The 13,871-nt window shown below is 42.3% G+C and carries 10 protein-coding genes; 3 read left to right on the top strand and 7 right to left on the bottom strand.

The features are described 5' to 3' along the window. Nucleotides 1-111: 111 nt before the first annotated feature. The 3 genes from ACHFIY_RS01820 (at nucleotide 112) to ACHFIY_RS01810 (ending at nucleotide 1,661) form a co-directional block, all read left to right on the top strand. Entirely contained in the window at nucleotides 112-528 is a 417-nt protein-coding gene (locus tag ACHFIY_RS01820) for a DUF3997 domain-containing protein (RefSeq protein ID WP_410844335.1), read from the top strand. Between the two features lie 218 nt (nucleotides 529-746). Further along, nucleotides 747-1,280 (top strand): gamma carbonic anhydrase family protein, encoded by a 534-nt coding sequence (locus tag ACHFIY_RS01815; protein ID WP_410844334.1) that lies wholly within the window; start codon nucleotides 747-749, stop codon nucleotides 1,278-1,280. A gap of 24 nt (nucleotides 1,281-1,304) precedes the next feature. Then, complete coding sequence (locus ACHFIY_RS01810; RefSeq protein WP_410844333.1) at nucleotides 1,305-1,661, top strand: hypothetical protein; 357 nt, start codon at nucleotides 1,305-1,307, stop codon at nucleotides 1,659-1,661. 117 nt (nucleotides 1,662-1,778) lie between these two features. On the opposite strand, the gene ACHFIY_RS01805 is transcribed toward ACHFIY_RS01810, so the two are convergent. The 7 genes from ACHFIY_RS01805 to ACHFIY_RS01775 all read right to left on the bottom strand — a co-directional run bounded on the left by ACHFIY_RS01805 (nucleotide 1,779) and on the right by ACHFIY_RS01775 (nucleotide 13,811). Then, a complete protein-coding gene (locus ACHFIY_RS01805; protein WP_410844332.1) occupies nucleotides 1,779-2,537 on the bottom strand; it encodes an SDR family NAD(P)-dependent oxidoreductase in 759 nt (252 codons plus the stop codon). Between the two features lie 630 nt (nucleotides 2,538-3,167). After that, nucleotides 3,168-5,933: a PKD domain-containing protein gene (locus ACHFIY_RS01800; RefSeq protein ID WP_410844331.1), complete on the bottom strand. Its 2,766-nt coding sequence runs from the start codon at nucleotides 5,931-5,933 to the stop codon at nucleotides 3,168-3,170. 492 nt (nucleotides 5,934-6,425) lie between these two features. Continuing rightward, nucleotides 6,426-7,256 (bottom strand): alpha/beta fold hydrolase, encoded by an 831-nt coding sequence (locus ACHFIY_RS01795; protein WP_410844330.1) that lies wholly within the window; start codon nucleotides 7,254-7,256, stop codon nucleotides 6,426-6,428. Between the two features lie 348 nt (nucleotides 7,257-7,604). Continuing rightward, nucleotides 7,605-9,200, bottom strand: a complete 1,596-nt coding sequence (gene lnt, locus ACHFIY_RS01790) for an apolipoprotein N-acyltransferase (protein ID WP_410844329.1) — start codon at nucleotides 9,198-9,200, stop codon at nucleotides 7,605-7,607. Between the two features lie 174 nt (nucleotides 9,201-9,374). Then, a complete protein-coding gene (cphA, locus tag ACHFIY_RS01785; protein WP_410844328.1) occupies nucleotides 9,375-12,002 on the bottom strand; it encodes a cyanophycin synthetase in 2,628 nt (875 codons plus the stop codon). 469 nt (nucleotides 12,003-12,471) lie between these two features. Beyond that, nucleotides 12,472-13,014, bottom strand: a complete 543-nt coding sequence (locus ACHFIY_RS01780) for a thioredoxin family protein (RefSeq protein ID WP_410844327.1) — start codon at nucleotides 13,012-13,014, stop codon at nucleotides 12,472-12,474. Next, complete coding sequence (locus tag ACHFIY_RS01775; RefSeq protein ID WP_410844326.1) at nucleotides 13,011-13,811, bottom strand: MerR family transcriptional regulator; 801 nt, start codon at nucleotides 13,809-13,811, stop codon at nucleotides 13,011-13,013. Before ACHFIY_RS01775 ends, ACHFIY_RS01780 begins: the two co-directional genes overlap by 4 nt. Nucleotides 13,812-13,871: the final 60 nt, after the last annotated feature.

Raw genomic sequence — 13,871 nt, 5'->3', positions numbered from 1 at the left:
TTTGAGGCTTTGTGACAAAATAAGTGGTGAGCAGTAACAAATATTGGTATTTCTCTAAACAATGGCTTAGTTTAGCAGAAACTTTATAATGTATATAAAAAAATAGCTTCTATGAACAAAACAGTACCATTTGTTTTGGGTTGCTTATGGCTGCTTGTTGTTTTTGCAGGTTGCAAAACTGAAAAAAGGTATAACCTAGGCAATTATTATTATTTAGAAATAGATAAGGAAAATCCTGCCAATACCAAATTGGTACATTCAAAAGAAGACGGCTTTGAAGATGTAATATTGGGCGAGATTATCGATTATAATTCTGACCCTTCATATATTATTATTCATAGAAAGGTAACAGAAAAAGCCAGGGCAATTTTTGAAGACAACCCTTTGTGGCAACAGCAATTGAAAGGCTCAGACCAGTATTGGATTATTGATAAAAAGGAAGGTGGTCTTACCGGGCCACTAGATATGGCAGCTTACCTTGCCAAAAGGAAAGAACTGCAAATATCAAATGGGGTAATGGTTAGGTAATAATGCAGCTTTGTTGCTCAATAAAAAACAACTACTCACCACATAGGCCCATAGAACCAAGCGATTTAAAAACAGGAAATATAATTATTTGCATTATTTCTATCTTTTCTTATTAAGCCTGAGCAGCTAAAAACAAAGCAAAAATACTATATTTTCTCTGCTTTTTCTTCCCTATGTGTTCTATGTGCCTATGTGGTGAGCAGAAAAATGTATAGTTTATGGCATATATATTAACCGTGCTAGGAAAAACGCCCCAATTTGGTAACAACTGTTTTGTAGCACCCAACGCAACTATTGTGGGCGATGTGCAAATGGGCGATGAGGGCAGCGTATGGTTTAATGCAGTAATCCGTGGGGATGTAAACAATATTACTATAGGCAATAAAGTAAATGTGCAGGATGGAGCCATTATACATTGCACTTATCAGAAAAACGCCACTATTATTGGCAACAATGTTTCTATTGGCCACAATGCCCTAGTACATGGATGCACCATAAAAGACAACGTTCTTATTGGGATGGGTGCTATAGTAATGGACAAGTGCATTGTAAACAGCAATGCCATTGTTGCCGCAGGCGCAGTGGTGCTGGAAGGCACGATAGTAGAAGCAGGAAGCATTTATGCAGGTGTGCCAGCAAAAAAGGTAAAAGATATATCGCAAGATAAAATACATGGCGAGATAGACAGGATAGCCAACAACTATGTAAAATATGCAAGTTGGTTCGAAGCTTACAACGAAGTGAAAAAGTAAATTATTGGCAGTAAAATATTGTGCATGAAAAATATTGTTTGTTTTATAATAATCGTGCTGACATTGTGTAGTTGTGGGCTATTTAGGCCTGGGGGTGCCCCTATGGGATGCCCTACTGGAGCCATAGGGGCAGAAAAGTTAAATACCTATATAAATCAGAAAGAAGCTTCTAAGGTTGCCACAAAAAAAACTGACCCCGTATCTGGAAAAACCACTACCAAAAAGAAGGGCATCAGGACTGGCGAGCTAAGCAGGCCTCCCAAGCCAACAAAAGAGGAAAAAGAGGCGGCTAGGAAGAAAAGAGAAGAACAAAAAGCAATAGAAAGGCAGTTAAAGCAAGATGCCAAGGATGCTAAAAGAAATTCAAAGATGCCTTATTAGGATATTACAATTCCTTGGTAAAGTTCTTACACTTTAGTTAGTTTAAAAGATAATGTTTTTACACCTTAGGTCGTAAAAAATTGTCAGCTATCCAAATTATAGCATTTTGTAAAATAATTACACCTGATAAAATACAGTTGCATTAGCTTGTGCAGTGCATGTAACCACCAATTCGTTAATGCACACATGCGGAGGCAACTCAGAACAATAAAAAGCAATACCTGCAATATCCTCGGCATGTAAAGGCGTGTAGCCATTATAAGTTTGCTTTGCTTTTTCCGCATCCCCTTTAAAGCGGACCATAGAAAATTCTGTATCCGCAGCACCGGGGTGAATGGCAGTTACTTTTATGTGAAAAGGCAGCAGGTCTATCCGCATGGTTTTGCTTAGCATATCTACAGCGGCTTTGGTAGCACAATACATATTCCCGTTTTTATAGGCTTCCTTGCCTGCAATAGAGCCAAGGTTGATGATATGCCCTTGCTTGCGGGCTGTCATCAATGGCACTACCGCCTTGCTTACATACATCAGCCCTTTCACATTGGTGTCAATCATTGTTTCCCAATCATCTAGGCTGGCATCTTGGAAGCTGTCCCTCCCCAAGGCTAGCCCAGCGTTATTGATCAATACATCAATGGCTTTCCATTCCTCGGGCAGACTTTCTATTGCTTCAAAAACAGCTTTCTTGTCTTGCACGTCAAACACAAGTTGCAGTATTGCTACGCCAAATCGCTGGTTTAGCTCGTTGGCCACTTCCAGTAATTTTTCTTTCCGCCTGCCGGTAATAATACAGTTGTAGTGGGCGGCAGCAAATTTTTGGGCAATGGCTTTCCCAAAGCCAGACGTTGCCCCCGTTATTAGAACAATTTTATTCATTTTTTACTTATTTGCCACGAAGGCACGAAAACACAAAGATGCACAAAGTTTTATAGGAAGTAGAAAAAGAAAGAAAATAAAGGCCTGGGCAATTTAACTAAAGGAAAAGGTAAAAGGAACAGGGCAAGAAGAAAATATTTGCATATTTTTAATAATATATTTTTTATCTTACTTTTTATTAAAATAGTTTCAGTTGTGGCATTTTTACGCTGTTTGTTTTTTCAAAAATCGTTACTAACCTAGCAAGTCATTGATTATCAACAACATCATTAAATTTTTTTGCGTGATTTTTGCGTATTTTATGCTCATTTTTTGATTATTTTATGCTTATTTTGTGCTTATTTTCTGCTTGATTTGTGCATATTTCACAGCCATAAATACAAGACCAAATTTTGAGACTACAACTATCTTAATATTAGTAAAAAAAGAACTACGATTGGGATGCTAAGACACTAGTTTGGTAATTAGTTTGTATCAAGTGCATTTCTAGCACAAAGATAAGATTTTTATAGATTGGGGGGTATCAGGATAAAGCTAAGGGTGCATAAAAGTTTTTCGCATTTTGTAGTTAAACCTCACCTCAACCCGTCTCCGAAGGCGAAGGGCAAAGCGAAAAAGTTTTATGTAACCTTATCGTATCAACACTACTGTCCCTTTCCTATAAAAAACTTTGTGGTGATAATCTTCCCCTACCGTTACATACACATAAGTGCCAGGTGGCTGCGGCTCGCCTTTAAAGTTGCCGTCCCAACCTTGGTTTAGTTGGTTGGTAGTGTATAGCAACTGCCCCCACCTATTGTAAATGCTAAAATAAACCAATTTTATCAACCCAACGGGTATTGGTATTTCCACATCGTTCCTGCCATCGCCATTGGGCGTGAAGGCAGATGGCACAAATATTTCTGGCCCGGTATTAAAAACTAGCACTTTTACGCTATCTGCTCCAAAACACCCTTTGTCCGTTGATACCCTTAGTATATAAGTAACGGAGTCTGTACTTGGAGGCAAAATAGCAATGGGGTTGTAAATGTTGGGGTTATCCATATACGTGGGCAGGCCGCTTAGTGTAACCCATGAATAATTGGTAGTTAGTGTGTCCACATTGCCTGTGGCAGCAAACTGCAAAGGCTGGTTTGCTACCACGGAGGTATCGCTGCCTGCATCTATCCTCACTTTTTGGTAAACAACTACTTTTATGGTGTCCCTAGAGGGCTTGGGGCAAGCTAATTTGGCTGTATCTATCACGGTTAATACATATCCAGTTGTGGAATCTGGAACGGCAACAGGGTTCAAAATCGTGCTATCTGAATGCAGGAGCTTTGTACCCGGCGACCATGAAAACACCGAGCCCACTATTGTGCCATGTAGTGGTACTGTTTTGCCAAAACACACGGCAGCGTCCACCCCAGCATTCACGCCGGGATAGGGGAATACCTGCACCTGCAAAGTGTCTTTTGCCTTGCAGCCATTACCCAAGCGGGCTACTACATAGTAGTAAGTAGGGTTGACTACTGGCTGTACCAATGGTTTCTGTACTGGGGCAATAATGTCGCCCGTGTTGCTGGTCCAAATAAAAGACAAGCCATTACTAACAGCATTCAGGTGGAATGTATCTGCCTTGCAGGCAATGGTATCTGGCCCAAGGTTTACCGTGATGGACTTTAATACATTTACCCTTACCGAGTCATTGCCAAAACAGCCTTGATCCGCCACATGCACATAGTACCATGCTGTATCAGTTGGATAAACATAAGGGTTTGCCGTACTGTCGTTTATAATAAATTGCTTGGGTGTCCAGGCAAATTTTTCCTTCCCGCTTGCGTTTACCTCATTTACGTGTAGCTGTATGGTATCGAGGTAGCAGATAAGCGTGTCTTTAAAAGGCAAATGCAGTGTAGGGTTTGCCTCCACGTCAATTACCTCGGTTTTGGTATCCACGCAGCCAGTGGTGTTAACCACGGAAAGCGTTACCGTTTTTTTGCCCGTGGTGGGGTATAGGTAACTGACATTTGGCTTGGAAGAGGTATCCGTGGTTACGGTTGGCTCGCCCAAATCCCATTGCCAGTTATCTACTTTCCCATATTTGGTATAGGAAGAATCTATAAAAAGGTAGGGATTGTTGATGCAACTGGCTTTTACAATAAAGTTGGCTTTGAACCCGGGATATATTTTTACAATTGCAGTTGTAGAATCTTTGCAGGTGCCGTTGGTTGAATTATTTACTGGCAATTCCACATTTAGCTTTACTGTAAAAGTACCAGTGTCTGAATATATATGCGTTGGTTTTGCCAAGGATGAAGTATCTATCGGGCTATTTACATCCCCAAAGAACCATTTGTATTTGTAGTTAGGGTTGTCGCCATTTAAGTTATGAAAAGGCACAGTAGAATCGCTGCAATTCGGATAAGTTGGGCTAAGCGCTGCTGCTGACAACAAGCAGCCCGTTACTTCCAATGTAAAATCTTTCCTGTGCGAGCTGATTGGCCGCCCTTTACGCCATTCGGTGATGCACACATTTACCACATAAGCACCTGTTGTTTCCGGCGCAATGCCAGATATAATCCCCGTGGTGTCGTTGATAAAAGCCAATGGCCCCAGTGGCTGGCTGCCTGAATAAGGCAAGTTATAAGTAACTGGCTGGTAAGGTGGGTTTGAGTAATCTATGGAATAGGCATTGTCTGTATTGCCCCTGTTGTAAGCCGAGCAAAATTGATAAGAAAGCGAATCGCCAAAATCACGGCTATCTGGATCAGTAGCACTAAAGTCTAGTTTGAATTTTGAGCCTGCACACACCAACGTAGTGTCTTTTACAGCAAACACAGGGCTGGAATTGGTTTGCTTGCCCAGAACATTGGTACCCGGTATTTCACAGGCATAAGTGGCACCCTCAGCAGCACTATTCTGGTTAGCAATAAATTGGGGCTGCACGTTCTCAATAAAGTTGGTCCGACAGCAGGTTTGGTAGCCTACTGTATATCCTTCTGGAATATCTGCAAGCAAAACATCAAATTCATATAAGCCAATTTCATAACAAACCTCTGGGGGGTTTTTAATACAAGGGTTGTAGGTATTAAGGTTAATCTGGATTTTAGAGCTTCTTTTTACATAAAACAAATCTGTACCCCTTAGGCCGCTGCTTACTATGTCTGAAGAGTCAGTGTTTTTATAGATGCCCATGTATAAGTCGTCGGGTAGCTCGGCAGGCGCTTGGCCGTTGTTTGACAAAGGGTGGCATTTCCTGAATAAGCGTAGCGTAATATGGTACTTGGAAGAATCGTTTGTGGCATTTTTGCCCATGAATGTATAAAAAACCTCACCACCAGCTATATGCCCGGCAATGGCCTGGCTGGCAATAGAATACAAACAAATGATGAGTAAAATGGCTTTATACTTCATGGTTGTACATCCAATTTTTAGGGTTGCTCACCACATAGATACATAGGCACATAGCCGATGAAGGAAAAAAGAGAAAACATAGGACGCTTATTATCACTTAGCTGCCTTAGTTTAATTAATAACCCTTGAAGTACTGCAAAAGATGCAACACAAGGTTATTGAATAATATACAAAAAGATATGCCAACCCTGCCGAATGATGCTTAAAGCTATGTTAATGGGTGCATAAAAAATTTCGCTGGTTATAATTAAACCTCACCCCAACCCCGACCTCACCCCCCAACCCCCTCTCCGAAGGCGAGGGGGAGCCATCCACCGACAAAATGCAAGAGATTTTATGATAGAATTCCCTTGCATCTATCTATCTATTTGCTTACACTAAAAAGACCTAAAAAAGATGTGCATATTCTCTAGCTCCAAAAGGAGAGGGAGCAATAACAATGGCGAGGGGCAGAGCGAAAAACCTTTATCGGGTTGTGAACCCGATAAAGGTTCATAATTTAATCTCCTCAACAAAATTGCCAATAGCCTTGTTTAATTCCTCTCTTGCCTCCCACATGCCCATGTGGGCAGCATTTTCCAGTATATGAAAATAAGTGGTATTGGCTATGTGCGATTGCTGCAACAAGTCGTCCAAAGGCACTACAATATCTTCTTGCCCTGCCACTATCAGCACAGGCACTTTGCTTTCTTTTAAAACGAGCACCCTATCTGGCCTATCCCGCATTGCACGGTAGTAGCATTGCAAAGCCTCTGTGTCAAAGCCTTTTGCCCTTTCTATTAATGCAAAAACCCGTTCAGGGTATTTTTGTTTAAACAAGGTTGTAAATAAATTGGGGGTGCTGGCTTTTAAAAACGCGTAACCGCCATGTTCTTCCATCATGGCTATGCCCTTGTCCCGTTTTTCTTTACGCTCGGCATTGTCTGCATAAGCAGTGGAGTGTATTAACCCAAAACCTTTTACCAGCGTTGGGTATTTCTCCGCAAAAGCAAGTGTAATATACCCGCCCATGCTATGCCCTAGCAATATACAAGTTTCAATTTTCAGATGCTGCAACAAGCCGTTTACTACATCTGCATAAAATTCAATTTTATTTAACAGGCCTTTATTTTCTTCCGTAAAATTTTCTTTCTTCAATATCGATGCCCCAGAGCCAGGCAAGTCTGGCACAATCACCATGGCTTTGCCTGCCAAGTAGGCTACTTGCTCATCCCATACAGTGCCATCTTCCCCAAAACCATGCAGCAACACTAAGGGTACACCCCTGCCAGTTACCCGGTAATGGATAGTGAAAGATAGATATTGAAAATTATTTGATTGCATGATTATCTAATTTTTTTCTTGCCACATATCTTGCCACAAAGACACGAAGACTCAAAGCAGCACAAAGGAAAGAAACAAGAAAAGAAGACCCTTTTAAGATTTGGCAACTTTTGGAAAGTTACCAAATCAAGTTGTCAAATCTAACAAAGCAATTGAGCAAACAAACTTTTATGAACCCTTCTTATTTCCTTAACATCTTCGTGCTTCTTCGTGTTTTTGTGGCTTCGTGGCTATATCTTCATTCGATGGGCTATACCCATCGCTAGTATATGACACCCCTTCGGGGCTTTGCACTTTTTTATCTCCCTTTAACCCTTCGTGCTTCTTTGTGTTTTTGTGCCTTCGTGGCTATATCTGCTTTTCTTTGCGGCTAACAATAAAACCTTTCACCAATACATAACCATGCCAAGCTATCAATAATGCCGCAATAAACCCCGCTATTTTATACAGCCAATCGCCATGTTGTACATAAAAGGTAAGCACGGTGGTGGTGGGTACAAAATATTTTATCACCGCCACTTTGTTCCAAGGCTGCGTAGCCATTATGTTACCATAATCATCTATCACTGCACTTATGCCTGTGTTGGCACTTCGGGCTACCCATCTCCTTGTTTCTATTGCCCGCAGACGGGCATATTGCAGGTGCTGCTTGTGGCCGGGCGTATTGCCCCACCACCCATCGTTGGTAATAATTGCTATTAAGTTTGCCCCTCGTTTTACATAGCTACCAACATACTCGCCATAAATACTTTCGTAGCAAATAACGGGTGCAGCATGGTATGGGTTGCCTTCCACAGCAAAAACCTTGCTGCTGTCGCTGCTGCCATAGCCACCTGTGGTGCCGCCAAATTTTTCAAATACAGGGGCTAAAAAATAAAGGAAAGTGGGCATGCTCTCCACCCCTGGTACCAGCTTGCTTTTATTGTACAACTGGAATGACTGGTTGGTATTTTTGAAAATGGCACTGTTGAACGCATCGTAATAACTGCCATCGTCTGCCTTGCGGGCGGTGGCAGTTGCCTTGTCTGTGCCGTAATTTTTAAAGGTTTCTATGCCGGACAATAAGGTGGCATTGGGGTGGCGTTGCAAAAAAGCAAACACGGGTTTATAGTTAGCGTTGCTGTCTATCTTGTCTTGCCAAGAAGGCACGCTCAGGGCGGTTTCTGGCCAAAGTATCAGTTTGGTAGCACTGTCTATATTGCTTTCGCTCAAAGCTATCATTTGCTGTATTTCATTTGCAGCATTGCCTGCTTCAAATTTTTGGTATGGGTTTATGTTCGGCTGCACCATCAATACATTGCCCGCTACTGGCTGGGTATTGTTTTTCTTGTTAGCCAAAATTAGGTATGATGTTACCAACGGGGCAACAACCAACAACAACAAAATCACAGCCATTGGCATTATTGCCCTTTTTAGATTTACCCAACTGCCCAAAGCCAGTTTAATAAAAATATTTACCAGCAATACCCATAAAGTGCCGCCAGCCACGCCAGTATATTCATACCATTGTACCCAGTTGGGGTTGGCTGCAAACACATTGCCAAGGGTAAGCCATGGCCAGCTTAGCTGCCAGTTGAGGTGTATGTATTCAAACAACATCAAAAAGCAAACAAGGGAAACATAACCCATGTTTCGCCCATATTTTTTCAGCATTAAATGAAAGCCCCACCAAGGGATGCACATCAGCAGGCTATTGGCCACGATGGCTGCCACGCTGCCTATATCGGTACTGTTCCATATCCACCAAGTGGTAGCAGCATTAAAAATTAATAAACCAACAAAAGTAAAAATGAAAAAAGACAGTCGCTTGGTAGTTTTGTCAGCCAAAATCAGTAATGGCACCAGTGCTATGAAAACAAGAAAACAGGATGGCCCTACTGGCCATGCCTCAAATAACAATACGCCAGCCAATATGCCCAAAGACAGGAACTGTTGCTTTTTCATGTTTCAAATGTAAACGATAGGTGGATTGGTTTTGTAATGCTGGGATAAGTGGGCATAAAACAATCTGCCACGAAGGCACAAAAGCACAAAGAAAAACGAAGGAAAATTATATGCTTTGCCTTTCCCTTAACCCTTTGTGCCTTTTTGTGCCTTCGTATCTTTGTGGCTATCTATTTAAAGCGTGCCTTGTTCCTCATTCTCTTTCAAATTCTTTATCTGGTCTAGTGCTTCTGAAATAACATCGCACATAATTGTAATTAGGCTGCCTTTTTTTGCATTGTTATACGCATATAAGATAGCTTCTTTTTCATTGTAGATAATCTTGAGGGGCAATTCATGGGGCTGTGTTTCTTTAATGCCTTCAATCAATAGGTTTACAATGTTCTCGGCGGTACGGCCACGCAAATGGTTGTCTTGCCTGATGATGATTTCGTCAAAATAGCGGCCACTGATGCGGCCTAGTTCGCGTATGTCGTCATCCCGCCTATCGCCCGTGCCACTAATGATGCCTACTTTTGGCGTGCCGTCAAGCTTGCTTATAAAATCGCATAGCAAAGCCAGCCCAGCAGGGTTGTGTGCAAAGTCGGCCAGGAATTTAAAATGCTTGAATTCAAAGAAGTTTAGCCTGCCCGGTGTTTGCGTAGGCGATGGCGTAAAGGTGCTTAAAGCCGTTTTAATATCTTCAATAGTAATATTCTTGAAAAGGTAGGTTGCCAGCACCGCAGGCAGGGTATTCATGATATTGTGCGTAGCTTTGCCGCCAAAAGTGATAGGGATTTCGTTTACTTTAATGACCCTTATTTTCCAAGTGCCTTTTAAGATACTTACATACCCATTTTCATATACTGCCGAGTAACCGCCTGTTTTACTATGTTTTTTAATGCGCGGATTATTTTCATCCATGCTGAAATAAGCCACATTGCAATCAAGCCCTTCGTGCATGTTGTAAACAAGGTCATCATCTGCATTTAAAATGGCGAAGCCATGCTTAAATGTAGTCTCGGCCACTATTGCCTTTACTTTAGCCATCTGCTCTACCGATTCTATGCCGCCTAGCCCCAAATGGTCGGCAGTTACATTGGTAATAATGCTTACATCGCAATTGTCAAAAGCCAACCCAGATTTTAAGATTCCACCCCTTGCGCATTCCAGCACGGCAAAGTCAACCGTTGGGTCTCTCAATACAAATTTTGTGCTTAATGGGCCGGTGCAGTCGCCCTTCATCATCAATTGGTTTTGTATGTAAACGCCATCGCTAGTAGTGTAGCCTACTTTGCGGCCAGCCGTTTTGCAAATATGGGCAGTAAGGCGAGTGGTGGTGGTTTTACCATTGGTGCCTGTAATGGCAATAATAGGTATGCGGCCATTTGTACCCTGCGGGAAAAGCATATTGATAACCGGTTCTGCCACATTGCGGGCAATCCCTTCGGAAGGTTCTATGTGCATCCTGAAACCGGGAGCAGCATTAACTTCCAGCACGGCGCCATCATTTTCATAAATAGAACTGCGGAGGTCTTTGGCCATGATATCTATGCCGCAAATATCAAGGCCAATAATACGGGCAATGCGTTCTGCCAGGAATATGTTTTCAGGGTGCACTTCATCCGTAACATCTGTAGAAGTGCCGCCAGTACTAAGGTTGGCAGTAGGCTTTAGCAAAACCAGCTCGCCAGCAGGGGGGATGGTAGCGAGGGTATAATTTTTCTCGTCCAGCATTTTTTGTGTAAACTGGTCGATGGTTATTTGTGTCAATACTTTTTCATGCCCATAGCCACGGCGAGGGTCTTTGTTGGTTTCGTCTATCAACCATTGTATGGTGTTGATGCCATCCCCAATTACAGAGGCTGGCGTGCGCAGGGCTGCACAAACAAACTTGTAATTGATAACCAAAACCCTGAAATCGAACCCGGTTATGAATTTTTCTATAATGGCACTCCTGCCATATTGCTGTGCGGCGGCTAAGGCTTTTACGGCTTGTTCCCAGGTGGTTATGTTGGTGGTATTGCCCTTGCCATGGTTGCCATCAATGGGTTTTATTACCAATGGATAGCCAAACCTGCTTATAGCAGCTTTCAAGGCTTCTTCTGTCCGCACTACTGTTCCTTGCGGAACGGGTATCTCGGCAGTACTCAGTAGGTTTTTGGTTTCCTCCTTGTCGCCTGCAATGTCCACGGCAATATCGCTGGTATTGCTAGTAATAGTAGCCCTGATGCGTTTTTGGTGCACGCCATATCCAAGCTGCACTAGGCTTTGTTTATTCAGCCTAATATATGGGATGCCTCTTTTTGCAGCTTCTTCCACAATGCTGCCCGTGCTTGGGCCCAGGCGAGTGTCTTCCCTTATTTCCCTCAGGGCTTGTATATCTGTTTCCAAGGCATAATCAGCACCATTAATCAATGCTTCGGCAATACGGAAAGCAGACTTGGCTGCAAATACGCCTGCATCTTCCTCCATATAATCAAACACCACATAATACTCCCCTTCGTTGCCCGTGCCACGGGTACGGCCAAAGCCACAATCCATCCCGGCAAGCGTTTGTATCTCCAAGGCTATATGCTCTATCACATGCCCCATCCATGTGCCTTCTGCCACGCGTTGAAAAAAACCTCCCTCTACACCCACGCTGCACCTGTGCGTGTACATTGTAGGGAAAAGCTTGGTGAGCCTTTCTAAAAAGCCATCTATCACATTGGTAGGGCGTTGTTCCATTTCTTCCAGATCCAATTTCATCTGGATTAGTTTTTTCCGCCTGATGCTCCAGTAATTAGGGCCCTTCAATACTTTTATTTCTGCTATTTTCATGTTTACTGTTGATTGAATTGGGGAAAGGCTTTTTTAGGCTATGGCTAAAAATAAGGATAAACCAGCAAACAGGCAAAAATTAGTTATTAATTAGTAATGGGGCTTCCGATGGGCTTAGCTGTGGAAACAAAAAATGTTTGTCGTCATAATCCTTTATAAAAACTATCAACACTCCAACTATTCTTCCTCGGCATACCCTTGATGGCGTGGAAAATTTCCATTAGCTGTTGGTGGCAATGGTATCGTTTTATGGTTTTAACCCGGATTTTGCAGATGAAATCTATTGCAAGCCCCAAATACTTCAAACACAAGCATTTGCTTGATTTTTTGGCCTTGCCATAGTACACTATGTTTTCGACCAAAAATTCGGCTCAAATACTTGTCTTTATTGCATTTGAGCCTTTCATAACGAAGTCAACTGCAAAATCCGGGTTTAATATTTTCTAGTTCATCATCAATCTATTTCAGTTTATTTTTCTAACCTTGCCACCATCATCCCCAATTCTTTTGTTATATCCCCCATAGTTCCATATTCCACCACGCGACCTGCTTCTTTGCCATCTTTCAATACAATGAAAGTGGGCACATTGTTAATATGGTAAGTTGTATGCAGGTTGTGGATGGTTTCTTTTTTCCTGTCAACCGCTATTAGTGTTATTTGGCTTTCGGGGTAGCCGCTGGCATCGAGTAATTGGTAAAACTTAGGCAGTAGGTTTTGGGTATCTTCACACCAAGTTCCGCCAAAAACAACCATGCTGAATTTTGCTTTTTGTAACCGGAATGTTTTTACCGCCGTGGCGTCTGGCAGCCCATACTGGCTGTTTTCTTTAAACCAGCCAAAGGCAGTATCATTTTGCAGCATGGCACGGTTTATAATGCCTACAAGCATTTTGTGGCCGTCTTTCTTTTCGTCTTTAGCTACTTTAAAGTCTATTTTCATTGCTTTTTTAGATGATAAACAGGCCGTAGCCAGCAAAAGGGAGGTAAAAAGTATTGTATTTATCCATTTCATGTGCCTAGGTTTGCTTTTAGCTCCAGCAAAAAGGAGCGGAATTTGGTTAATGACTGCGTTAATTCAAAATGAATGTCGGCGTGTTGCTTGTTTGCCTTCAAATAATCCTTGGCTCCTTCTATACTGAACTTCCTGTTTCGCAGCAAGTGGTGGATGAGTTGCAGGTTTTTAATGTCTTCATACCTAAACAGCCTATCGCCTTTTTTTGTTTTCCGGGGCTGCAAAATATCAAACTCATTTTCCCAGAAACGTATTTGCGAGGTGTTTACCCCAAACCATTCTGCCACTTCGCCAATGCCGTGGTACAGTTTTTTTTGGAGGGTTTCATCATCAGGGATATTAATCAAGTCGGATGATACTTCCAGTTCCTTGTAGCTCTTTCTGCCCCTTTTTACGATTACAACAGGTGTGGCCACAGCTATATCTTCTATTTTTTCTGCAATTTCTATTTCTGGGGCGGGGGTAGCTTTGGGTTTTATTTTCACCCTTATTTGCTGGTCGCTATAAACAACTTCGTCTACGGGGGCTTTGGCATCAACGGAGGGAAAAACTTCAGTGGCAATTGGTTTTTCTGCCTCTTTTGGCACAGGCCTGTTGTACAATGCTTCAATGGCAGATGCGGTAGGTTCAGTTGCTTTTTGCAATTCCTCTACCACCACAGCTTCTGTATCTTCCGCCGCAGAGGGCTTTATGCCCTTTGTAGCAGCCGCAAAATCCGCCTTAGCCATCTCTGCCTTTTCCTTTTCTGTATAGATGGTTACAGCGTTGCCAAATAAATCTAATTGTTCAATAGCCATGGTGTAAAAATAGCAAACCTATTTGTGCAAAGGAAATACTAGCGGACAAGTATTTTTAAT

The sequence above is a fragment of the Parasediminibacterium schistidii genome (assembly GCF_046546515.1).
Taxonomy (GTDB): Bacteria; Bacteroidota; Bacteroidia; order Chitinophagales; family Chitinophagaceae; genus Parasediminibacterium.
This window is presented reverse-complemented; position numbering and strand designations above follow the sequence as displayed.

What these genes read in the sequence shown, in the direction of transcription:
- ACHFIY_RS01820 (WP_410844335.1), top strand. Translation starts at nt 112, where the DNA reads ATGAACAAAACAGTACCATTTGTTTTGGGTTGCTTATGGCTGCTTGTT.
- ACHFIY_RS01815 (WP_410844334.1), top strand. Translation starts at nt 747, where the DNA reads ATGGCATATATATTAACCGTGCTAGGAAAAACGCCCCAATTTGGTAAC.
- ACHFIY_RS01810 (WP_410844333.1), top strand. Translation starts at nt 1,305, where the DNA reads ATGAAAAATATTGTTTGTTTTATAATAATCGTGCTGACATTGTGTAGT.
- ACHFIY_RS01805 (WP_410844332.1), bottom strand. Translation starts at nt 2,537, where the DNA reads ATGAATAAAATTGTTCTAATAACGGGGGCAACGTCTGGCTTTGGGAAA.
- ACHFIY_RS01800 (WP_410844331.1), bottom strand. Translation starts at nt 5,933, where the DNA reads ATGAAGTATAAAGCCATTTTACTCATCATTTGTTTGTATTCTATTGCC.
- ACHFIY_RS01795 (WP_410844330.1), bottom strand. Translation starts at nt 7,256, where the DNA reads ATGCAATCAAATAATTTTCAATATCTATCTTTCACTATCCATTACCGG.
- lnt (WP_410844329.1), bottom strand. Translation starts at nt 9,200, where the DNA reads ATGAAAAAGCAACAGTTCCTGTCTTTGGGCATATTGGCTGGCGTATTG.
- cphA (WP_410844328.1), bottom strand. Translation starts at nt 12,002, where the DNA reads ATGAAAATAGCAGAAATAAAAGTATTGAAGGGCCCTAATTACTGGAGC.
- ACHFIY_RS01780 (WP_410844327.1), bottom strand. Translation starts at nt 13,014, where the DNA reads ATGAAATGGATAAATACAATACTTTTTACCTCCCTTTTGCTGGCTACG.
- ACHFIY_RS01775 (WP_410844326.1), bottom strand. Translation starts at nt 13,811, where the DNA reads ATGGCTATTGAACAATTAGATTTATTTGGCAACGCTGTAACCATCTAT.